Raw genomic sequence first — 22,903 nt, 5'->3', positions numbered from 1 at the left:
AGGCTCTGCGCATGCGAATCGACGAGTGGTGGCCCGACCTGATCCCGAGCACCCGGCAGTGGCTGATCGACAACGCCGGCGATGCCGTTCCGCCGGAGATCCTCGAGCAGATCACCGCCGTCACGGGCGAGCCGGGCGACGACGACACCTGGGTCGGCGAGGGCACCGACGACGAGTTCTACCTCTCCGACGAGGCGACCGACTGGGTGGAGGCCGCGGGCGCCGCGGAGGGCGACGAGGACGAGGACGACGAGGAGGCCTGAGCCCCCTCCGGGCAGGCTGCCGGCCCGACGGGAGGCAGCGCTCCGGGTCGACGCGGTGATGCGCACCACCTGTCGTTCACCGGGGGTTCACCGGCTGCACGTCGCGGGGCACGAGAGTGCGGGTGACCACGTCACCCCACGAACGGATCACGCATGCACCCCCTCCTCCGGCGCCTCGGCGCGACGACCCTCGTCGGCTGCGTCGCCGCCGTCGGGCTCGTCGGCACCGCCGCTCCCGCCTCGGCCGCCACGGGAGCCCCGACGCTCCCCGGCACGGTCGTCGTCAACGAGATCGAGTCGGACGGCGGCACGCCCGGCGACTGGATCGAGCTCGCCAACACCACCTCGGCCCCGGTCGACGTCTCCGGCCTCGTGCTGAAGGACAACGACGACACCCACGCCTTCACCCTGCCGGCGGGCACGACCATCCCGGCCCTCGGGTTCCTCGTCGTCGACGAGTCGACCGACCCGGCCCTCGGCCTCAGCTTCGGCCTCGGCAAGGCCGACTCGGTGCGCCTGTTCGACGCCGACGGCACGACGCTCCTCGACTCGTACAGCTGGACGGCCGCCGCCGCCACGACGTACGGGCGCCTGCCCGACCGCACGGGCGCCTTCGGCGTCACGCCCGCCTCGAGCAAGAGCACGGCCAACGCCGCGGCGACGACGCCGGCCGACCCCGGCACGACGCCGGCTCCGACCCCCGCGCCCACCCCGGCTCCGACGCCCACACCCGCACCCGCGCCGGTCGCGACGACGCTGCGCATCAACGAGGTCGAGTCGAACGGCGACGACACCGACTGGGTCGAGCTGACCAACGTCGGCAGCGCCGCCGTCGACGTCTCCGGCTGGTCCTTCCTCGACGGCGACGACTCCCACGCGAAGTACGTGCTGCCCGCCGGCTCGACCGTCGCCCCCGGCGGCTTCTTCGTCATCGACCAGGCCCAGGGCGTCCGTCCCGGCTTCGACTTCGGCCTCGGCGGCGCCGACTCCGCCCGCGTCTACGACGCCTCCGGCGCCCTGGCGCTCACCTACAGCTGGACCGAGCACAGCCTCGTCAGCTACGGCCGCTGCCCCGACGGCACCGGCGAGTTCGCCACCACGACGACGAGCACGAAGGGCGCGGCGAACGACTGCTCCTCCCCCGTGCGCCTCAACGAGGTCGAGTCGAGCGGCGGCACGCCCGGCGACTGGGTCGAGCTGACCACCGTCGGCGCGACCCCCGTCGACGTCAGCGGCTTCGTGCTCCGTGACAGCGACGACACGCACCGGTACGTGCTGCCGACGGGCTCCGTCATCCAGCCCGGGGGCTTCCTCGTGCTCGACGAGCTGACGGCGACGACGCCCGCCGGGTTCGACTTCGGACTGGGAGGCGCGGACAGCGTCCGCCTGTTCGCCCGCGACGGCGTCACCCTCGTCGACTCCTGGGCCTGGACCCAGCACGCCGCGGTGACCTGGGGCCGCAGCCCCGACGGCACCGGCGACTTCACGGGCACTCTCGAGGCCACCAAGGGCTCGGCGAACATCGCCGCGGGCACCGTCCTCACCCAGCCGTGGCCGGGCGGCCCGGACGAGCTGCCGCTCGACGACGAGGCGACCTTCACCGGCGACCTCAGCGGCCTGGACTACGAGCCCTCCGGCACCTCGGCCGACGGCACCCTCTGGGCCGTGCAGAACGGCGACGGCCTGCTCTACCGCATCGTCTCGGACGGCGCGGGGGGCTGGGCCCCGGCCACCGACTCCGGCTGGTCCGCGGGCAAGGCCCTGCGCTACACCGACGGCACCGGCCGCGTCGACGCCGAGGGCGTCACCGTGACCGGCGACTCGAGCGACGGCGGCGTGTACGTCTCGTCCGAGCGGAACAACGCCGCCTCGAGCGTCAGCCGCCCCTCGGTGCTGCGCTACGACGTGGCCGCCGCCGGCAGCGCGACGACGCTCGTCGCGACGCAGGAGTGGAACCTCGCCGCGGACTTCCCCGGCCTCGGCGCGAACGCCGGGCTCGAGGGCGTCACCTGGGTGCCCGACTCGTGGCTCACGGAGCGCGGCTTCGTCGACGAGTCGACCGGCGCCGCCTACGACCCCGCCGCCCGCCCCGGCCACGGCGACGGCCTGTTCTTCGTCGGCGTCGAGGGCACCGCGAGCGTCTACGCCTACGCCCTCTCGACCGACGGCTCGGCCGAGCGCGTCGCGACGATCGCCACCTCGTTCGACCTCGTCGCCGACGTGCAGTTCGACGCCGACCTCGACGCCCTCTGGGTCGTCTGCGACGAGGCCTGCTCGGGCCGCACCGCCCTCTTCGACGTGGACGCCTCGGGCGCCTTCGCCGAGCAGGTCGTCTACGAGGCCCCGCTGAACGCCGACCGCGGGTTCGCCAACGAGGGCTTCGCCGTGGCCGACGCCGCGACCTGCACCGACGGCGCGCGCCAGACGTTCTACGCCGACGACGCCGACACGGACGGGTTCTCGCTCCGCGCCGGGACGCTGCCGTGCGAGGCGCCGACGGCGCCGACCGACCCGACGACGCCGGTCGTGCCGGGGACGGGAGCCGGCGCGCCCGGCGCCGGCGCCGGTGCGGGCACGGGTACGGGTACGGGCACCGTCCCGGCCGGCACGACGCCGACCCGCGTCGCCGCCGCCCCGACCCGCGCGGGCGCGCTCGCCTACACGGGCGGCGCCGACGCTCGTCTCGGCGCGGCCCTCGCGGCGCTGCTGCTCCTCGCCGGAGCGGGAGGGGTGCTCGTCAGCCGCCGTCGCGCCTGACCGCGGCGCGCCTCCAGCACCCGCACCGCGCCTCCCCCGGGCCGCGGCCGTCGACCTCACCGTCGTCGGCCGCGGCCCGTCGGCGTTCCCCGATCGAGGTGACCCGTCCTGGGCCCTGGGTCGGGTGCAGGGCCCAGGACGGGGCATTTCGCGCTGCGACGGGGAGCGTCGACGAGACGAGCAGACCGATCCGGGGCAGATCGGATGCCCGTTCTTGTTGTTCTCTGCCCGATCATGTGGTTTCATCGTCCGGAACGGAGTCGAACGGGCTCCCGACGACGACGAGGTCCGAAGATGAGCACAGCACCGACCGCCCACGGCCCCGCGGGCAGCGGCACCGGCACCGGCACCGGCACCGGCCCCGCCGAGGGCGCCCCCGCCCGGCGGATGATCCTCACCGTCACCCCGAACCCCTCCCTCGACCGCACGATCGAGCTCACCGACGAGCTCCGCCGCGGCGAGGTGCAGCGCGCCGCCCGCACGACCGACGAGCCCGGCGGCAAGGGCGTCAACGTCTCGCGGGCCCTCGCGGCCTCGGGCGCCGAGACCGTCGCGCTGCTGCCCGGGCTGCTCGACGACCCCGTGCTCACGGCCCTCCGCCAGCGCGGCGTGCCCACCGTCAACCTGCCGATCGAGCAGCGCCTGCGGGCGAACGTCACCGTCACCGAGCCCGGCGGCACGACGACCAAGATCAACGAGGTCGGCCCCGACCTCGGAGCCCACGTGGAGGCGCTGACCGGCCTCGTCGTCGAGCACGCCCCCCTGGCGTCGTGGCTCGTGCTCGCGGGGTCGCTGCCCCCGGGGCTGCCGGTGACCTGGCTCGCCGACGTCGTCGGCGCCGTCCGCGCCGCCCACGGCGACGCTGCGCCGCGCATCGCCGTCGACTCGTCGGGCGCCCCCTTCGCCGCGCTCGTCGCCTCCGGCGTCCGGGTCGACCTGGTCAAGCCGAACGCGGAGGAGCTCGCCGAGGTCGTCGGCGGAGACGCCGACACCTACGAGCGCGACCTCGACGCCGCCGTGGCGGGCGCCCAGCGCCTCCGCGAGCTCGGCGTCGGCGCGGTGCTGCTGACCCTCGGCAGCGTGGGCGCCGTGCTCGTCGACGACTCCGGCGCGTGGTTCGCCGCCGCCCCGCGCATCGTGCCGCTGAGCACGGTCGGCGCGGGCGACTCCTCCCTCTCGGGCTGGCTGCTCGCCGAGCAGGCCGGCGCCGACCCGGCCGGCCGCCTCGCGCAGGCCGTCGCCTCGGGCGCGGCCGCCGCGGCCCTCCCCGGCAGCATCGTCCCCTCCCTCGACCAGACCTCCCCCGACGACATCGACGTCGTCCCGATGGCCCCCGTGGCCGTCGGCCACCGCTGAGCAACGACGCCCGACCCCAAGGAGCACCCCACCATGTCCGCACTCATCAGCACCGACCTCGTCGGCCTCGACGAAGACCTGGGAGCCACGTCGTCCGACGTGATCCGGGTGCTCGCCGGCCGCGTGGCCGCCGCCGGCCGCGCCGGCTCCGCCGACTCGCTCGCCGACGACGCGATCGCCCGCGAGGCCTCGATCGGCACCGGCGTGCCCGGCGGCATCGCCATCCCCCACGCCCGGTCGACCTCGGTCACCGAGCCGACGCTCGCCTTCTCGCGCCTCGCCCGCACGGTGCCCTTCGGCGCCCCCGACGGCGACGCCGACATCGTCTTCATGATCGCGGTGCCCGAGGGCGCCGACAGCGACCACATGACGGTCCTCTCCACCCTCGCCCGCGCGCTGATCCGCGACGACTTCACCGCGGCGCTCCGGGCCGCGCGCACCCCCGCCGACGTGGTCGCCCTCGTCGACCAGGAGGTCAGCGGCGACGTGGCGGAGGCGCGGGGCACCACCGGCACCGCTCCCGCGGGCGCGAACAGCGCCTCCGGCACCTCCCCGGCCGACGGCGCCCGTCGCCCCCAGCTGGTCGGCGTCACGGCGTGCCCCACCGGCATCGCCCACACCTACATGGCCGCGGACGCGCTGGTCGCGGCCGCCGCCCGCCTCGGCGCCGACCTGCAGATCGAGACACAGGGATCGTCGAAGGTGACCCCGCTCGACCCCGCCGTGATCGCCGCGGCCGACGCCGTCATCTTCGCCGTGGACGTCGACGTGCGCGACCAGTCGCGCTTCGCCGGGAAGCCCGTCGTGCGCGGGCCGGTCAAGCGCGGCGTCGACGCCCCCGACGCCATGGTCAAGGAGGCGATGGCCGCGGCCACCGACCCCGCCGCTCCCCGCGTCGCGGGCTCGGCCGACGACGCGTCGGCGCAGGAGACCCGCGCGAAGGAGGGCTTCGGCTCGTCGCTGAAGCGCTGGCTGCTGACCGGCGTCTCGTACATGATCCCGTTCGTCGCCGGCGGCGGCCTGCTGCTCGCCCTGGGCTTCCTGCTCTCGGGCTACGAGATCGCGGGCAACGCCGCGACCGTGCTGACGGACTACTCGCTGACGAACCTGCCGCCCGAGGGCCTGGTGTACTTCCTCGGCGCCGCCGCCTTCCAGATCGGCAACCTGTCGATGGGCTTCCTGGTCGCGGCCCTCGCCGGCTACATCGCCTACGCCATCGCCGACCGCCCGGGCATCGCGCCCGGCTTCGTCGCGGGCGCCGTCGCCGTCTTCATGGGCGCCGGCTTCATCGGCGGCCTCGTCGGCGGCCTGCTCGCCGGCTTCGCCGCGTACTGGATCGGCCGGCCCACCGTGCCGCGCTGGCTGCGCGGCCTGATGCCCGTCGTGATCATCCCGCTCTTCGCGTCGATCTTCGCGAGCGGCCTGCTCGTGCTCGTGCTCGGCGGCCCGATCGCCGCCCTGACCGTCGCGCTGACCGACTTCCTCAACGGCCTCAACGGGACGGGCGCGGTCGTGCTCGGCGTCGTGCTCGGCCTCATGATGTGCGTCGACCTCGGCGGCCCCGTCAACAAGGTGGCCTACTCGTTCGCCGTCGCCGGCCTGTCGGCGGGCTCGCTCACCGACAACCCCGCACCGCTGATGATCATGGCCGCCGTCATGGGCGCGGGCATGGTGCCGCCGCTCGCGATGGCCCTCGCCTCGACGGTGCTGTACCGCAAGGGCTTCTCGCAGGTCGAGCGCTCGAACGGCACGGCAGCGTGGCTGCTGGGCGCCTCCTTCATCTCCGAGGGGGCCATCCCGTTCGCCGCGGCCGACCCGCTGCGCGTCATCCCGGCCTCGATGGTCGGAGGCGCGGTGACCGGAGCCATCTCGATGGCCGCGGGCGTCACGTCGCAGGCCCCGCACGGCGGCCTCTTCGTGTTCTTCGCGATCGGGAACCTCGGCATGTGGGTCGTCGCGATCCTCGCCGGCACCGTGGTGTCGGCCGTGGTGCTCGTCGGCCTCAAGCGCTTCGTCCGCCGCTCGGGCGAGAGCGTCACCGTCGAGGCCGCCCAGGCCGCCGACGCCGGCGCCGTGGTCGGCCAGCGCAAGCCGGTCGCCGCCTAGCGGCCACCGCCTGCACCGCACGACAGAGGCCCCCGCCCCGGGAAGGGACGGGGGCCTCCGTCGTCAGTGCGACGTGGCGCGACCGCTCAGTCGTTGCCCTGTCGACGACGGTGACGGAGCGTCAGCCAGGCGCCCATCACGATCATCATGAGGGCCGCGGCGCCGATGCCGACCCAGGCGTCCGAGCCGGTGAAGGCGAGCGGACCGCGGGCGGCGGAGACGCGGCCGGGGCCGTCGGAGTCGCCGGCTCCGGCACCGGGCGCCCCGGCGCCGGGCGTGCCGGCTCCGGGCGTCCCGGGCGTGCCCGCACCGGGCGTGCCGGGCGTGCCGGGCGTGCCCGGGTCGCCGGGGCCGTCGGCCGCCAGCACCGTCAGCGTCGCGCGGGCGATCTGCCCCGCGCCCTCGAGCTCGACGACGTGCGCCCCCGGCTCGAGGTCGGCCGGCACCGTGAAGCGCAGGACGCCGACGCCCGAGACCGTCGCGGTCGCCGTGCCGATCGACTGCGGCTCGGAGAACACCGTGCCGGCGAGGGCCTCTCCGGCGACGAAGCCGGTGGCCGTGATCGACACCGAGTCGCCCGGGCGGGCGGTCGCGGGGTCGAGCGTGCCGGGCACGATCGCCTTCGTGGGCTCGTCGACCTCGAGGTCGATGCCGAGCACCGCGGCGAAGCCCTGGAGGGCCACGTCGGGCAGTCCGCGCTGCAGCGCGGCCTCGGCGTCGGCCGTGAGGGCGTCCGAGCCCGCCGCGGCCGTGCCGTCGGTCATCGCCGCCTGCGCGAGGTCACGGGCGAGCGACACGAGCACGTCGGCCGTGGTCATCGCCCCGAGGTCGGTGCCGCTGAACGGGCCCACCGCGGCCAGGAGGAGGCGCAGGGCCGCGACCGGGTCGGTCACGCTCCCGTCGTCGCCCCAGACGTCGGCGTCGAGCAGGGCCTGGACCGCGTCGCGGGCCGCGCCCTCGGGCAGGCCGGCGACCAGCGCCTCCACCCGGTCACGCGCCCCGTCGGTGCGGAGGCCCCAGCCGTAGGGGAAGAGCGGCTCGTAGTCGGCGTCGCCGACGTTGATCGGCACCTGGTCGGCGCTGGCCGCCCAGGTCACGGGCAGGCGGCCGGCGAAGGGCCGGTCGCCGAACAGCACGTCGGCGACGCCGGCGCCCTCGGAGCCGGGCAGCGACGAGGCGACCACGGCGTCGGCCTGGCCGACGACGTCGCCGAGCAGCTGCGGCCGGCCCGACACGACGAGCACCACGCAGGTGGCCGTCGCGGCGCAGACCTTCGCCACCGTCGCCTGGTCGGCGGGCGTCAAAGAGAGGCTCGAGCCGTTGTTCGGCACGTCGCCCTGGCCCTCCGCGTACGGGCGCTCGCCCACCACGACGACGCCGGTCTGGTCGGCGCCGATCGGGGCGGAGGCGTCGGGGCTGACGGTCACCGCGGCGTCGGGGGCGACCTCGCGGATGCCCTCGGCGATGCTCGTGCCGGTCGTCGTGTCGCCCGACCCGCCCTGCCAGCTGATCGTCCAGCCGCCCATCTGGCGACCGAGGTCGTCGGCGCTGGAGCCGGCCACGTAGAGCGAGGCGTCCTTCGCGAGCGGCAGCGCGCCTCCCTCGTTCGTCAGCAGCACCTGCGACTCGCCGGCGGCCTGGCGGGCCACGGCGCGGTTCGCGGCGGAGCCGACCCCGTCGACGTTCGTGCGGTCCGCGAAGGGCTGCTCGAACAGGTTGAGGTCGAACTTCTGGGTGAGGATGCGGCGGACGGCGTCGTCGACCCGCGACTGCGGGACGGCGCCGGAGCCGACGGCCGCGACGATGCTGTCGATGAAGGCCCCGTAGTTGTAGGGCGCCATCGCCATGTCGAGGCCCGAGTTCACCGACCGCACCGCCTTCTCGGCGTAGGTGCCGCCGGGCAGCTTGTCGATGCCCTCCCAGTCGCTGATGAGTAAGCCCTCGAAGCCGAGGTCGCCCTTCAGCAGGTCGGTGTTCAGGGCGGTGTTCTCGTGCATGCGCACGGGGCCGTCGCCGAGATCGACCGCCGAGTACGACGGCATGATCGTGCCGACGCCGGCCTGGAGCGCCGGCAGGTACGGGTCGACGTGCAGGCGGGTGAACTCCTCGAGCGACCCGGCCTCGGTGACGCCCTGGTCGATCGGGTAGGCGCCCGTCCCGGCCACGGACTCGTCGTACGTCGTGCCGCCGTCGCCGGCCCAGTGCTTGGCCGTGGCCAGCACCTCGTCGGCGCCGCCGATGTCGGTCGGGTCGTCGCCCTGCAGGCCGAGCACCGACGGGGCCGCGAAGGTGCGGACCAGCGCAGGGTCCTCGCCGAACGACTCGTAGCTGCGGCCCCAGCGCTCGTCGCGCGAGACGCAGAGGCAGGGGGCGAAGGTCCACGGCACTCCCGTGGCGCGCACCTCCTGAGCCGTGACCCGAGCGATCTCCTCCACGAGGGCCGGGTCGCGGGTGGCGCCGAGACCCGTGTTGTGCGGGAAGATCGTCGCGCCGACCACGTTGCTGTGGCCGTGCACGGCGTCGACGCCGTAGATCATCGGGATCTGCAGACGGGTCGACAGGGCCTCGCGCTGGTACGCGTCGACCATGTCGGCCCAGGCGACGGCGGTGTTGCCCTCGGGCACCGACCCTCCGCCGCTGAGCAGCGAGCCGAGGGCGCGGTCGCTGATGTCGCTCGTCGACGTGAGGCCGAGGCGCTCGGCCTGGGCCATCTGCCCGACCTTCTCCTCGAGCGTCATCCGGCCCAGCAGGTCGGCGACGCGGTCGGCGGTGGGCAGCGAGGCGTCGAGGTACGGCAGGTCGTGCGCGGCGAGCACGACGCGCGGGCCGTCGCCGACCTTCGCCGTGGTCGACGCGAGCGTCACCTGGAGCTCCTTGGCCTCGGCGGCCCCCGCGGAGGCGCGGGTCGCCACGGTGACCGTCTGCTGAGCACCCGAGGCGCTCCCGGCCGGGAAGGTCACGGTGCCCGACGCGGCGTCGTAGTCGGTGCCGGCGACGGCCGTGCCGTCGGCCGTGGCCCAGTCGACGGACACGTCGGAGGCGAGGGGCTCGTCACCGGCGGTCGTCACGGTCAGCGCGACCTCGGCCGGCTGGCCGGCGTCGACGAGCCAGACGTCCTGCGTGGAGTCCACGGTCACCGACGCCGCGGAGGCGGGGGTGCCGTAGAGCTGCGTGTCGTCGATCGCCCAGCCGACGGGCGCCGGGGTGCCCGGCGTGAAGGTGAACGAGTAGCCGAACGAGGCCGTCAGGTCGAGGGTGCCGTTCGTCGTCGCGGCGTCGCCCGGCTGGTAGCCCGACGGCGTGAACGACGAGAAGGGCAGCTCGACGAGCTTCCAGCGCGAGGTGCTGCTGCCCCAGTTGTCCTTGAAGGTCGTGGCCCACAGCTCGCTGGTCTCCGCGGTGTCGCCGCCGGCCGGGTCGCCGTCCTTGATCTCGAGCTTGATGTCGGCGCCCGCCGTCGGCGATGCCGGGTTGTTCGACTGCGACGCGTACCACCAGAAGCGGATGCCCTGGTAGCTCGACCAGTCCTGGCTGTCGGCCAGGTTGTGGCTCAGCCCGCCGTAGCCCCCGGAGGGGATCGAGAACTGCCCCGAGAGCACGTGGTTCTCGACGTCGCCGCCTCGCTCCTGCACGGTGACCTCGCGGCTGATGGTCGGCTCGGTCGGTGCCGGCGAGCCCCAGGTGAAGAAGCCGACGGGGTCGGCGGTCGTGCTGAGCGGCACGTCGCCCTCGAAGTCCTCGATCATCGTGGCGCGGTCGAAGACGGCGACGTCGTCGACCAGGTACGTGCCGGCGCCGAGCTGCGTCAGCGTCACCGCGAAGCCGGTCGAGGCGGACGGGTCGAAGCGGGTGTCGCTGGTCGGCTGGCCCTTGACGCGCAGGTCGGCGAAGAGCACGCTGACGCGCTTCCAGTCGGTGCTGTCGTCGGTGACGCTCGTCTCGAAGAGCACGCCGCCGTTCTTCAGCTCGTACCGCAGCTGCTGGCCGCCGGCCACGCCCTTGAACCAGAACGAGAAGCCGTCGGCGTCGCTCCAGTCGGCGGCGGGCTGGTCGTGCGAGAAGCCGTACCAGCTGTCGGGGGCGGTGGGCCCGGCGACGACGGCGCTGAGCGCCTGGGTGCCGGCGGCTCCCTCGCGCTCGGCGGCGACGGTCGAGAGCGCGGGCGTGACCGCGGCGCTGGCGCCCCAGCCGAAGTAGCCCGAGGGCACCCCGGCCTCGAAGTCGTCGAGCACGCGGGTCTCGCCGACGTTGGGCAGCTCGCCCGTCGGGGTGAGCGTGACGGCCAGCGACCCGCGCGACCCGACGACGGTCGGCTCGCTGGCGTCGGAGGCGGTCAGCTCGACCGTGCGGCGGGGGCTGAGCGCGCCGGTCGAGATCGTCTCGAGCGCGACGGAGGCGGTGGTCTCGCCGGGCGCGAAGGTCACGGTCTCGTCGACGGCCCGGTAGTCGGTGCCGGCGACGGCCGTGCCGCCGGTGGAGCGGACCCGCACGCTGACGGGCTCGTCGCTGGTGCCGGTCAGGCTGAGGCCGGCGGTGAGGGTCTGCCCGGCGGCGACGGTCGCGGTCGCGCGGTCGAAGCTGACGGAGCGGGTCTGCGCCTCGCCGTACACCTGGAGGCCGTAGGCGGAGTAGCCGTACCAGTGGGGCCGCGAGGCGTCCCAGGTCGCCGCCGAGCGCTGCAGCATGCTCACGCGCACGTAGCGGGCGTCCGTGGGCGCCGACAGGGCGACCTCGTCGCGCTGCCCGTCACCGGCGTCGACCGTCTGGGCGGTGGTCCAGCTCTCGGCCAGCGCCGGGTCGCCCGTGGTCACGTCGACCGTGTAGCGCGTCGCGTACGACGCCTCCCAGTCGAGGCCGATCGCGTCGACGCGGGCCACGCCGCCGAGGTCGACGATCACCGAGGCGGTGAACGGGACGTCCTCGTCGGGGCCGTTGCCGCTGGCCCACCGGGTCGTGGCGTCGCCGTCGTTCAGGGCGTCGGCGGGGAAGGTGCCGTCGGCGTCGGACTGCGAGGCCGACGCGGTGACGGTGCCGAAGCGGGCGAGGTCGACCGGGGCGGCGACGGCGCCGAGGGCCGGCAGGCCCGACAGCAGCAGGGCCGAGACGGCGGTGAGGGCCGTGCCGACGGCGACGCGGCGCGTCGCCCTGCCGGCTCGGCCTCGAGGTGGGCGGGTGGGGACGACGGTCACGACTACTCCCTTGTAATCACGAGCAGGCGGGCCGGTGCGCACGACATCGTGCGCGGTGGCTCACCAGGGGGGACGTCGGCCCTCACCGACCCCGTGATCGGGGGCCAGGGGCTCGACCGGCTGATCGTATCCACACAGCTCATTCCGAGGCAAGGGGTGGACGACATCGATGTCAGACCTGCGACACGGCCCCCGGGCAGCACCGCCGGGCGAAGTCGACGACCTCGCGGCCGACCTCCGCGGCCCGCGAGTGCACGACGTCGTGGACGGCGGCGGGCACGTCGCGCGCCTCGCCGTCGACGACGAGCGCGACGAGCTCGTCCGCCCAGCGGGCGGGCGCCACGGGGTCGTGGCGGCCCCGCAGCACGAGCAGCGGCGCCGCCAGACCGGGGAGGCGCTCGTCGATCGGGTGCCGGAGCATCGAGCGGGTGCCCGCCGCGTACGACAGCAGGCCGCCGCGCAGGTAGTCACGCGTCACCATGGCGCTCGTGAGCGGCGGCTCGCCGAGCATGTCGAGGGCGAGCCGGCGGCCCTGGCCGACGACGCCCGGCGCGACGCGGTCGACGACGGGGCCCACCAGCACCACGCCCGCGACGACGTCGGGGCGACGCAGGGCCATCTCGACGACCACCTGCGCGCCGAGCGAGTGCCCGACGAGCACGACCGGACCGGCGAGGGGAGCCGAGGCGAGCGCGTCGAGCCTCGGCAGCAGGGCCTCGGCGAGCTGCGGGATCGCCAGGCGCCGCCCCGGGCCGGGCGAGCGCCCGAAGCCGGGCAGGTCCGGGGCCAGCACGGGCCCGTGGGCGACGAGCGCGGCCGCGAGCCGGCTGAACGAACGGTGCGACAGGCCCAGCCCGTGCACGAGCACGAACACCGGCGCTCCGGGCGGGTGCCGCTCCGGGCCGCGGGCGGACCACCAGTGCACGGAGGGCCGGTCTGCCGACGGGCCGCCGCGGCGGGGGGACGACTCGGCGATGGTGTCCTCCACGGGCGGCTGAGGCAGGGGATCTGCCGTCTGGGAGTGTACCGGCGGGCGGCCCGGCGCCCTGCACTAGGGTCTCGCCTGTGGAACCACCCCGGCACGACGCTCCGACACCCGCCAGGGCCGCCGTGGTGGTCAACCCGGTGAAGGTCGACGTCGCCGCGCTCCGGCTGCTCGTGGCCGAGCAGGAGGAGCGGCTCGGCTGGGCTCCCGCGACCTGGTGGGAGACGAGCGCGGGCGACGACGGGCGCTCGGCGGCCGAGGCGGCGCTGGCGGCCGACCCGCGACTCCTCGTGGTGGCCGGGGGCGACGGCACGCTGCGCGCCGTGGCCGAGGTCGCAGCCGGGCGAGGCACCCCGCTCGGGCTCGTGCCCGCGGGCACCGGCAACCTGTTCGCCCGGGAGCTGGGCCTGCCCCTCAACGCGCTGCGCTCGGCGGTCGAGACCGCGTTCGGCGGCCGCGACCGCCCGGTCGACGTCGGCACCGTCGAGCTCGGGCGCCCCGACGGGACGAGCACGAGCCACGCCTTCCTCGTCATGACCGGCATCGGCGTCGACGCCCACATGGCCGGGCACACCGACCCCCGGCTCAAGGCCCGGATCGGCTGGCTCGCGTACTCCGACCCGATCGCGCGGAGCGTCTTCGGCAACCGCCAGTTCGACATGACGTACGCGCTCGACGACGAGCCCCCGGTGTCGACCCGCGTGCACACGGTGATCGTCGGCAACTCGGGGACGCTGACCGCGGGCATCCTGATGATCCCGGACGCCGTCGTCGACGACGGGCTGCTCGACGCCGTCGTGCTCCGCCCCGGGCGCGGTCCGGGGTGGACGTACATCGGCTACCGGCTCGCCTTCAACCGCCTGCTGCACCGCACCGGCATCGGCCGTGTCGTCACCCGGTGGAGCCCCCGGCCCCGCTCGATGCGCTTCGCCCAGGCGCGGGCGATGCGCGTGCAGCTCGCCGCCCCGCAGGAGATCCAGATCGACGGCGACCCCCGCGGCCTCGTCAGCGAGGTCGCCATCACGGTCGCGCACCACGCGCTGACCGTGCGCGTGCCGCGCGCGGGCTGAGCCCGGCGGGGGCCGACGACACGGCCCGGACGCAGGAGGCGCGGTGCAGGTCGAGCCTGCACCGCGCCTCCCCCGGGCCCTCGCCCGGTGACCTCGTCGCTCGCTAGTCGCGCAGCTCCAGGTACTTCGAGATCAGCGCGCCGGTCGAGCTGTCCTGCGCCTCGAGCGCGGCGACGTCGCCGTCGACCGCCGGGGCGATCTGCAGCGCGAGCTGCTTGCCGAGCTCGACGCCCCACTGGTCGAACGAGTCGATGCCCCAGATCGTGCCCTCGACGAAGACGATGTGCTCGTAGAGCGCGATCAGCTGGCCGAGCACGCTCGGGGTCAGCGCCGGGGCGAGGATCGACGTCGTGGGGCGGTTGCCGCTGAAGACGCGGGCGGGGACGACCGCCTCGGCGGTGCCCTCGGCGCGGACCTCGTCGGCCGTCTTGCCGAAGGCCAGGGCCTTCGACTGCGCGAAGAAGTTCGCCATGAAGAGCGCGTGCACGTCCTGGCCGGGCTCGACCGTGCTGCCGTCGCCCGACTCGTCCTTCAGGGGGTGCGCCGGGTTGGCGACCGCGATGAAGTCGGCGGGCACGATGCGGGTGCCCTGGTGGATGAGCTGGTAGAACGCGTGCTGGCCGTTCGTGCCGGGCTCGCCCCAGAAGACCTCGCCGGTGTCGGTGGTGACGGGCGAGCCGTCCCAGCGGACGCTCTTGCCGTTCGACTCCATCGTGAGCTGCTGGAGGTAGGCGGGGAAGCGGTGCAGGTACTGCGAGTAGGGCAGCACGGCGTGGCTCTGCGCGCCGAGGAAGTTCGAGTACCAGACGTTGAGCAGGCCCATCAGCACGGGCACGTTCTGCTCGAGCGGAGCGGTGCGCATGTGCTCGTCGAGGGCGTGGAAGCCGGCGAGGAACTCGCGCCAGGCGTCGGGGCCGATCGCGATGACGACCGAGGTGCCGATGGCGGAGTCGACGGAGTAGCGGCCGCCGACCCAGTCCCAGAAGCCGAACGCGTTCTCGGGGTCGATGCCGAACGCGGCGACCTTCTCGAGGGCGGTCGAGACGGCGACGAAGTGCTTCGCCACGGCGCCCTTCCGAGCCTCGTCGGTGTCGTCGAGGGCGCCGGCGGCGGCGAGGCCGCGCCAGAGCCAGTCGCGGGCGAGACGCGCGTTGGTGAGGGTCTCGAGCGTGCCGAAGGTCTTCGACGCGACGATGAAGAGGGTGGTCTCGGGGTCGAGGCCGACGGTCTTCTCGGAGACGTCGGTGGGGTCGATGTTGGAGACGAAGCGGACCTCGAGGCCCTGCTGCACGTAGGGCTTGAGCGCCTCGTAGACCATGACGGGGCCGAGGTCGGAGCCGCCGATGCCGATGTTGACGACGGTCTCGATGCGCTTGCCGGTGACGCCGACCCACTCGCCGGAGCGGACCTTCTCGGCGAAGGCGTAGACCTTGTCGAGCGTGGCGTGGACGTCGGCGTCGACGTCCTGGCCGTCGACGACGAAGCCGGCCGCGGGGACCAGCTCGGCGCCGTCCTTCGGGCGGCGCAGGGCGGTGTGCAGCACGGCGCGGTCTTCCGTGACGTTGATGTGCTCGCCCGAGATCATGGCCTGGTAGCGCTCCGCGACGCCGGTGTCGGTGGCGACCTGGAGGAGGTGCTGGAGGACCTCGTCGGTGACGAGGCCCTTGGAGAGGTCGACGGTGAGGTCGGCGGCCTGGAAGGTGAGGCGCTCGGCACGGTCGGCCTCGGCGTCGAACCAGGCGCGGAGGTCGGGCGAGAAGCCGTCGGCGATGCGGGCGAGCTGCTGCCACGCCTCGGTCGAGGTGGGGTCGACGGGAACGGATTCGGTCACGGGTGGTCCTCCTGGAGCGGATGAGCGGTACGGCCCGCGGGAGACGCGCCGTCGCGTGACGGACCGGGCCCAACTCTATTGCTCCGCCCCGCCGTGCGCCCCGCCTCGTCCGATGTGCGACGGGGGCTTGCGCACGCGGGCGCCGGCGCGAGCGCGAGCGCTGCTGCGGTGCGGGGCGGTGCAGGGGGCGGCGCTGCTCGCGCCCGGCCCGCGGACCCCCCTAGGCTGGCCCGAGGGGGAACGACAGATGGACGACAGCACCACCACGGGCAGCACCACCACGAGCACCGAGGCGCCGCCGCGCGGCCGTGGCCGGGTGATCGCGATCGTCGGCGGCGTGGTCGCCGTGGCGACGATCGCCATCGGTGCGGTCGGCTGGGCCCTCTGGCCCGGCGAGGCCGCGCCGACGCCCGTCAGCACCGCCACGCGCACCGCGCAGGCCGTCGCGCCGAGCACGCCCTCGCCCACGCCGACCGTCGCGACCGCGACCGGCTCGCCGACCCCGCGCCCCGCGACGGCGCCGCCGGCCGACCCCGCCGTCCCCGCACCGTTCGTCACGCCCGTCGCCGCCGGCACGGTCGTCTCCGAGGGCGACGTCCGGTCGCCGAAGGGCAGCGTCGCCTACCACTGGCGGGCGACCGCGAACGGCGACGACACCTTCTCGATGGAGTACTCCGGCTTCACCTCGACGCTGCCGGTGCCGGTCGGCGCGACCCTGATCGAGATCGCGCCGAGCGTCGGCGACGGCCTCACGGCGCACGGCCCGGGCGACCTCCAGCTCGGCGGCCCCACGACGGAGCCCGCCCTCGCCACCTCGACCCTGCTCGGCACGAGCACGCCCGGCTACCTCGGCACGCTGGTCACCTACTCCGCCGCCGCCGACGGAGCCGACCTGCCCGTCGAGATCGGCCCCGAGAAGGTGCTCGCCGTGACGCCCGTCACGTGGTCGGTGCCCGGCCGCCAGACGAACATCGTCGTCGCCGACTCGGGCTCCGCCGACCTCGCGACCGGCACCGTCGTGTCGTCGACGCCCGCGGGCGGCCCGCGCGGCTACCTCGTCGCGGCGGGCGACACCATCGACGCCGTCGCGGCACGCTTCGGCATCACGCCGGCCGCGCTCATCTACCTCAACGCCGGCCTGCTCGTCACCGGCGACCAGCAGTACCTGATCTACGGCAACACGATCAACCTCGACCCCGACAGCGTCTGACCCCGACGGCGTCCGCCCCTGCCACCGCCGGGGCGCTGCCGCCGCCGGTGCGCGCCCGTCAGTCGCCGGCGGCGCGTCGGACCAGGGCCCCCAGGGAGGCGCGGGTCGCGTCGTCGACGCCCGTGACGGCGTACGCCGTGGGCCACATCACCCCGTCGTCGAGCTGCGCGCCGTCCTGGAACCCGAGGGTCGAGTACCGCGTGCCGAACTTGGCGCCGGGCTGGAAGAAGACGACGGCCTTGCCGTCCTCCCGCGCGTAGGCGGGGAACCCGTACCAGGTCTTGGGGCGCAGGCTCGGGGCGTGCTCGGCGACGATCTCGTGCACCATCTGCGCGATCGGCCGCTCGACGTCCGTCATGGCGGCGATCGCGGCGAGCGCGTCGGCCTCCTCCGCCGCCGCCTTGTCGGCGAGCTTCTGGCGCTTCGCCTCGACCCGCAGCTCGGCGGCGCGCTGCTTCATCGCGGCGCGCTCCTCCTTGGTGAAGCCGTCGTCGGCCATGTCGTCTCCTGTCTGAGGGGGGCGTGCCGCCCGCGCTCATGGTGACAGGCCGGGCAGAGGCGCACAACGCCGCCCGTCGCCCCGCGCCTCGGCCAGACGTAACGAACCCGAAACGGAGCTGAGCGTGAGCCGGAAACACGCCCTGGATACCGTTCGAGCCTCCTGCACACCACCCTCCGCCGCTCCTCCCCATGAGAAGGACTCCCTCCCGATGAAGCCCCTCCGTCGGCGCCTCCCGCGCGCCCGCAGCTCCGCGACGGCCGTCGCCCTGGCCCTCGCCGCGGTCGCGCTCGGCGCCTCCCCCGCCTCCGCCGCCCCCGTCCTGGCCTCGGCCACCGTGACGGCCCCCGCGACCGCCACGGTCGGCGACGTCGTCGACGTCTCGGTCGTGCTCACCGGCACCGCCGACGTCTACGCGTACGACCTCGAGCTCGGCTTCGACGACGTCGCCCTCGACTACGTCGCCGACAGCGCCACCTCGCCGAGCGGCGGCTTCGACGACGTCCAGGTGGCCGACGGGTCGCTCTCGATCCTGCACACGCGGCTCGGCAGCTCCCCGGCCCTGACCGGCGACCTCACCGTCGACCTGCAGTTCACCGCGGTCGCCGCGGGCGGCGCCGCGGTGTCCCTCGACTCCGTCGAGCTGATCGGCGCCGACGGCAGCAGCCTCGTGGTCACGCCGACGGCCTCCGCCGTCGTCGCGGTCGCGGCCGCGCCGGTGGCCCCGCAGCCGTCCGCCAGCCCGACGGCCGGCGCGCCCGCGCCCTCGGCCAGCCCCACCGCCGCGACGCCCGTCACGGGCGCGGCCGCCGGCCGCCCGACCGCCACCGGCTCCCGCGACGACCTCGCGTTCACCGGCTCCGACAGCTGGCTCCTCGTGGCCGGCGGAGCAGGGCTGCTCGTGCTGGGCCTGCTCGTCGTGGCCGCGGTCGCCCTCCGTCGCCGTGCGGCGGCGACCCGATGAGCGCCCGCGACCGGGCCGGGCTGCCGGCCCGCGACTCCCACGCTCCCCTCGCCCCCGCGACGCCCTCGTCGCCGTCACCCCGGAGACTGCCCGCCATGACCCCTCGCCGACGCACCGCCACGGTCGCCGCGACCTCGATCATCTCGGCCCTCGCCGTCGGCGGGCTGGTCGTCGCGCCCGGCGCCGCCGCCGACGACGCGCCCGTCGCGGCGTTCCTCGCGCCGTACTACACGGAGCTCGACCTCACGGGCGACGACCAGGTCACCGCGGCCGACCTCGAGCTGGTCTCCGCCGCCCTCGGGGCCACGTCGCCCTCCGCCGAGTTCGAGGCGGTCGCCCCGGCCGACGTCGACGCCGACGGCGTGATCACCGTGGCCGACGTCGTCGCGGTGTCGCAGCGCGCGATCTACGACGACGGCGAGTTCCAGCTCGTCGAGGCCAGCGCCGTCGACATGCAGGCCGCGATGAATGCCGGGGTCGTCAGCTCGGTCGACCTCACCACCGACTACCTCGCCCGCATCGCCGCGTACGACACCGCGAAGGTCGACCCGGCCGCCGACGGGCGCCCGCTGCACTCGATCATCACGACGAACGACGAGGCCCTCGCCGCGGCCGCCGCGGCGGACGCCACCCGTGCCTCGCAGGGCATGACGAGCATGCTGCTCGGCGTGCCGATCGCCGTCAAGGACAACTACGACACCGTCGACATGCCGACCACGGCCGGCTGCGGCTGCTGGGACGCGAACCAGACCGACGACGACGCCACCATGGTCGCGGGGCTCCGCGACGCGGGCGCCGTGATCCTCGCCAAGGCCAGCCTCGACGAGTTCGCCTACGGCTTCGCCTCGGAGTACACCGCGGGCCAGCCCGCCGGGCAGACGACCCTCGTCGCCAGCCCGTACGTGACGAGCCGGACCGCCGGTGGCTCGAGCGGCGGCACGGGCGCGGCGATCGCCGCGAACCTCGCGGGCATCGGCTTCGGCACCGACACGGGCGGCTCGATCCGCATCCCGTCGTCGTACAACCAGCTCGTCGGCGTCCGGCCCACGGTGGGGCTCACGAGCCGCACCGGCATCGTGCCGCTCGCCCTCAGCCAGGACACCGGCGGCCCCCTCGCCCGCAGCGTCACCGACGCCGCGATCGCGCTCGACGCCGTCACGGGCGTCGACGCGAGCGACCCCGTCACCGCCGAGCAGCAGGGCCGCGTGCCGACCTCGTACACGGCCGCGCTCGACCCGACGGCACTCGAGGGCACCCGGATCGGCTACGTCGCCTCGATGGTCAGCACCGACGCGACGACGCAGCGGCTCTTCGCCGCGTCGCTCGCGACGCTCCGGGCCCAGGGCGCGACGGTCGTCCCGGTCACGCCGCCCGCCGGGTTCGCCCGGGTGCTCTCCGAGTCGAGCGGCAGCACGAACGAGTTCGCGCACGACCTCGCCGCCTACACGCGCGACCACCTCGCCCCCGAGGTCACGGCGCGGACGATCCCCGAGATCCAGGCGTCGGGTCGCTACGTCCAGTCACGGGCCAGCATCTACACGGCGCGCGCCGCGGTGACCGAGGCGCAGTACCAGGCCTGGGCCGGCCCGACCGGGTCGCACACGACGCAGATCGCCGCGGGCCAGCAGCTCGTCACGGGCATGCTCGACGGGGGCGACCTCGACGCCCTGATCTACCCCTCGGCGGTCGCGTACAACTCGTTCAGCACGAACATGCGCCTCAGCCCCAACACGGGCATGCCGGCCGTGACGGTGCCGATGGGCCAGGCGATCGCGGCCGACGCGACCGTCACGGGCGCGGGCGTCAACCTCGAGTTCCTCGGCCGCGACTACGACGAGTCGACCCTGATCGGCCTCGGCTACGCGTTCGAGCAGGCGACGCACGCCCGCACGTCGCCGGCGCTCTACGGTCCGCTGACGAAGTAGGCGCGAGCAGCCTGCGGGAGGCGCGGTGCGGGGAGACCTGCACCGCGCCTCCTCGTCGTCGACGGGGGTCGCTTCCCCTTGTGCCGCACGAATGGATAGCGCTACTCTCCGATAGTGCGCATATCCGAACTCGCCCAGGAGGCGACCACACCGCTCACGGCGGTCAAGTACTACCAACGTGAAGGGCTGCTGCCCCCGGGCGAGAAGACGGCCCCGAACCAGACCTCGTACGACGACCGGCACGTGCGGCGGGTGCGCCTCGTCCGGGCCCTGCTCGAGGTCGGGGGCCTCTCGGTCGCGGCCACGAAGGACGTCCTCGCCGCCCTCGACGCCGACGACGCCCCGCTGGCCGAGGCGTTCGCCGCGGCCCAGCACGCGATGAGCTCGCCCCGGGCGCACGACGCCGCGCCGAGCCCCGCGGCCCGCGAGCGCGTGGCCGCGCTGACGAGCGCCGCCGGCTGGGCGACGACCGACGAGAACCCCGGGCTCGACGCCGCCGCCCGCGCCCTCGACGGGCTGGCCACGATCGACTTCGAGCCCACCGACGACTACCTGCAGGCGTACCTGGCGGCCGCGGCGACGGCCGCCCGGGCGGACGTGGAGGCGCTGGGCGGCCGGCACGACCGCGACGACGTCGCGGAGCTGATGGTCGTGGGCACCGTGCTCGGCGACCCGCTCTTCGCCGGCCTGCGCCGCCTCGCGCACGAGGACGTCACGCACGACCTCTTCCCGGTCGCCGACCAGGACGGCCGACGCTCGTGAGCGCGTCGCGGCACGTGCTCCTCGGCGGCCACGGCGTCGTCGGGCGGGAGACCGCCCGCGCGCTCCGCGCCCGCGGCCACGACCCGGTCACGGTCGGCCGACGCCCCGTCACGGAGGGGGACGGCAGCTCGGTCGTCGCCGACCTCCTCGACGGCGACGACGTGCGCCGCGCGCTGCGCGGCGCGGACGTCGCCTACCTCGTCGCGGGCCTGCCGTACTCGACCCGCACCTGGCGCGAGCAGTGGCCGACCGTCGTCCGCCACGCCGCCCGGGCCGCCCTCGACGAGGGCGTCCACCTCGTCCACCTCGACAACGTCTACGCGTACGGGCCGGTCGACGGCCCGATGACGGAGGAGACGCCGCTCCGCCCGACCAGCCGCAAGGGGGCGGTGCGGGCGGAGGCGCTCGGGCAGCTCGACGCCCTCCGCAGCCGCGGGCTGACCGTGACGACCGCCCGCAGCGCGGACTTCTACGGCCCCGGCGCCGCCACCAGCGCGTTCCAGGGATTCGTGGTCGACCGCGTGGTGGCGGGGAAGCGGCCCACCTGGCTGCTCGACGCCGACCAGCCGCACTCGCTGACCTACACGCCCGACGTCGGCGACGCGCTGGCCGTGCTCGGCACCGACGAGCGCGCCCGGGGCCGGACCTGGCACGTGCCGACGGCACCGCCCCTGACCGGGCGGGAGTGGGGCGAGCTCGCGGGCGTCGCGCCCGACCGGATGTCGGTGATGAGCCTGGCGACGCTCCGCCTGGGCGCGCTCTTCGCGCCGGCCGCGCGCGAGACGCTCGAGCTCACGTACCAGAGCACGGCCCCGTACGTCTTCGACTCGAGCCGCGCCTCCCGCGAGCTCGGCCTCACCGCCACCCCGGCGTCGGTCGGCGTCGCCGCCACGCTCGAGCACGCCCGAGCGGTGGCCCGGTGAGCGCCGGGCTGCGCCGGGCCGTCGCCTGGCACCCTCCGCTCATGGCGCTGGCCGCCGTGATGGGCGTGTGCGCCGTGGCCTGCGTCGTCGGCCTCGTGGTCGACCCCCGGATGATCCTCGGCGCGCCCGCGTGGGCCAAGCCGCTCAAGTTCTCGCTCTCGATCGGCCTCTACGCAGTGACCTGGGCGTGGCTGATCGCGCACCTGCCGCGTCGCCGGGTGCTCGCCGGGCGCCTCGGCACGGTCATCGCCGCGACGCTGCTCGTCGAGCAGGTGCTCATCGTCTGGGCGGTCGCCACCGGCACGACGAGCCACTTCAACGTCTCCGACGGCCTGCACGTCGTCGTCTGGGGCACGATGGCCGTCGCGATCACGGTCATGTACCTCTGCACCTTCGTGACGTCGCTGATGCTCGTCGGGCTGCGCTTCCCCACGCCGGCCCTCACGGCCGCCGTCCGGGCGGGCGCCCTGATCGCCCTCGGCGGGATCGGCGTGGCCTTCCTCATGACCGGGCCGACCGGGGCCCAGATCGCGAGCCCGACGGGCATCGTGGGGGCCCACGCCGTAGGCGTCGTCGACGGCGGGCCGGGGCTGGCCCTGCTCGGGTGGAGCACGGTCGGCGGCGACTACCGCGTGGCCCACTTCGTCGGCATGCACGCCCTCCAGGCGCTGCCGCTCGCGGCGCTGCTGCTCGGCGCGCTGGGGCGGCGGGTGCCGCTGCTGGCGTCGCCGGTCGTCCAGCTCCGGCTGGTGCTGGTGGCGGCGGTCGCCTACGGGGCGGCGACCGTCCTGCTCGCCGTGCAGGCGTCGCTGGGGCAGTCGGTCGTCCACCCGGCGGGCGCGGTCGCGGTCGCGGCGTGGACGATCGCGGGCGCCGCCGTGGCGGTCGCCGCGGTCGTCGTGGCGCGGGGCGGTCGCGGCGCGCGCGGCGCACCCGGCGGCCCGTCATCCAGGATGCGCTCTCTACCGGGTCGCCGCCCTGCCCCGCGGAGCACGGGTGGAGATCGAGTTCGTCGCCGCCGCCGTCGGAGCGCGAGGGAGGCGCGGCGAGGGCCCGCCTGACG

Annotated in this window: 15 protein-coding genes; 11 read left to right on the top strand and 4 right to left on the bottom strand. The window is 75.2% G+C overall.

Annotated features, from left to right (window positions below; all coding sequences use genetic code 11):
• Positions 1 to 11: 11 nt before the first annotated feature.
• The 4 genes from F1C15_RS12325 (at position 12) to F1C15_RS12310 (ending at position 6,482) form a co-directional block, all read left to right on the top strand.
• Positions 12 to 263: a hypothetical protein gene (locus F1C15_RS12325; protein ID WP_185231502.1), complete on the top strand. Its 252-nt coding sequence runs from the start codon at positions 12 to 14 to the stop codon at positions 261 to 263.
• A 153-nt stretch (positions 264 to 416) separates the two neighbouring features.
• Positions 417 to 3,020 carry a lamin tail domain-containing protein gene (locus tag F1C15_RS12320; protein ID WP_185231500.1) on the top strand — a complete coding sequence of 868 codons (2,604 nt, stop codon included), beginning with the start codon at positions 417 to 419 and terminating at the stop codon, positions 3,018 to 3,020.
• A gap of 387 nt (positions 3,021 to 3,407) precedes the next feature.
• Positions 3,408 to 4,376: a 1-phosphofructokinase family hexose kinase gene (locus tag F1C15_RS12315; protein WP_185234323.1), complete on the top strand. Its 969-nt coding sequence runs from the start codon at positions 3,408 to 3,410 to the stop codon at positions 4,374 to 4,376.
• A gap of 33 nt (positions 4,377 to 4,409) precedes the next feature.
• Positions 4,410 to 6,482 carry a fructose-specific PTS transporter subunit EIIC gene (locus F1C15_RS12310; protein WP_185231498.1) on the top strand — a complete coding sequence of 691 codons (2,073 nt, stop codon included), beginning with the start codon at positions 4,410 to 4,412 and terminating at the stop codon, positions 6,480 to 6,482.
• Between the two features lie 86 nt (positions 6,483 to 6,568).
• On the opposite strand, the gene F1C15_RS12305 is transcribed toward F1C15_RS12310, so the two are convergent.
• The gene (locus tag F1C15_RS12305; protein ID WP_185231496.1) at positions 6,569 to 11,671 is read right to left on the bottom strand and encodes a glycoside hydrolase family 3 N-terminal domain-containing protein; all 5,103 of its coding nucleotides are present in this window, start codon (positions 11,669 to 11,671) and stop codon (positions 6,569 to 6,571) included.
• A 172-nt stretch (positions 11,672 to 11,843) separates the two neighbouring features.
• Positions 11,844 to 12,596, bottom strand: a complete 753-nt coding sequence (locus F1C15_RS12300; protein WP_185231494.1) for an alpha/beta fold hydrolase — start codon at positions 12,594 to 12,596, stop codon at positions 11,844 to 11,846.
• 140 nt (positions 12,597 to 12,736) lie between these two features.
• On the opposite strand from F1C15_RS12300, the gene F1C15_RS12295 reads away from it, so the two are divergent.
• Complete coding sequence (locus tag F1C15_RS12295; RefSeq protein WP_255465242.1) at positions 12,737 to 13,726, top strand: diacylglycerol kinase family protein; 990 nt, start codon at positions 12,737 to 12,739, stop codon at positions 13,724 to 13,726.
• A gap of 103 nt (positions 13,727 to 13,829) precedes the next feature.
• Here F1C15_RS12295 and pgi read toward each other — a convergent pair whose 3' ends face one another.
• Complete coding sequence (pgi, locus tag F1C15_RS12290; RefSeq protein WP_185231492.1) at positions 13,830 to 15,557, bottom strand: glucose-6-phosphate isomerase; 1,728 nt, start codon at positions 15,555 to 15,557, stop codon at positions 13,830 to 13,832.
• Positions 15,558 to 15,804: 247 nt separating this feature from the next.
• Here pgi and F1C15_RS12285 point away from each other — a divergent pair, with 247 nt between their 5' ends.
• The gene (locus F1C15_RS12285) at positions 15,805 to 16,767 is read left to right on the top strand and encodes a LysM peptidoglycan-binding domain-containing protein (RefSeq protein ID WP_185231490.1); all 963 of its coding nucleotides are present in this window, start codon (positions 15,805 to 15,807) and stop codon (positions 16,765 to 16,767) included.
• A 58-nt stretch (positions 16,768 to 16,825) separates the two neighbouring features.
• Here the strand turns inward: F1C15_RS12285 and F1C15_RS12280 are convergent, their stop codons facing one another.
• Positions 16,826 to 17,266, bottom strand: coding sequence for a hypothetical protein (locus tag F1C15_RS12280; RefSeq protein ID WP_167258177.1), 441 nt, complete (start codon positions 17,264 to 17,266; stop codon positions 16,826 to 16,828).
• A 211-nt stretch (positions 17,267 to 17,477) separates the two neighbouring features.
• Between F1C15_RS12280 and F1C15_RS12275 the strand changes: the two genes are divergently transcribed.
• The 5 genes from F1C15_RS12275 (at position 17,478) to F1C15_RS12255 (ending at position 22,901) form a co-directional block, all read left to right on the top strand.
• The gene (locus F1C15_RS12275; protein ID WP_056052467.1) at positions 17,478 to 18,230 is read left to right on the top strand and encodes a cohesin domain-containing protein; all 753 of its coding nucleotides are present in this window, start codon (positions 17,478 to 17,480) and stop codon (positions 18,228 to 18,230) included.
• A gap of 95 nt (positions 18,231 to 18,325) precedes the next feature.
• Entirely contained in the window at positions 18,326 to 20,155 is a 1,830-nt protein-coding gene (locus tag F1C15_RS12270; protein WP_185231489.1) for an amidase family protein, read from the top strand.
• Positions 20,156 to 20,269: 114 nt separating this feature from the next.
• Positions 20,270 to 20,917: a MerR family transcriptional regulator gene (locus F1C15_RS12265; protein WP_185231488.1), complete on the top strand. Its 648-nt coding sequence runs from the start codon at positions 20,270 to 20,272 to the stop codon at positions 20,915 to 20,917.
• Positions 20,914 to 21,840: an NAD-dependent epimerase/dehydratase family protein gene (locus F1C15_RS12260; protein ID WP_056052458.1), complete on the top strand. Its 927-nt coding sequence runs from the start codon at positions 20,914 to 20,916 to the stop codon at positions 21,838 to 21,840. Before F1C15_RS12265 ends, F1C15_RS12260 begins: the two co-directional genes overlap by 4 nt.
• A gap of 41 nt (positions 21,841 to 21,881) precedes the next feature.
• Complete coding sequence (locus F1C15_RS12255) at positions 21,882 to 22,901, top strand: hypothetical protein (protein WP_255465239.1); 1,020 nt, start codon at positions 21,882 to 21,884, stop codon at positions 22,899 to 22,901.
• Positions 22,902 to 22,903: the final 2 nt, after the last annotated feature.

The sequence above is a fragment of the Frigoribacterium sp. NBH87 genome, from assembly GCF_014217665.1.
Classification (GTDB): Bacteria; Actinomycetota; Actinomycetes; order Actinomycetales; family Microbacteriaceae; genus Frigoribacterium; species Frigoribacterium endophyticum.
The sequence above is the reverse complement of the archived record's forward strand: the minus strand, read 5'-3'. Positions and strand labels throughout refer to the sequence as shown.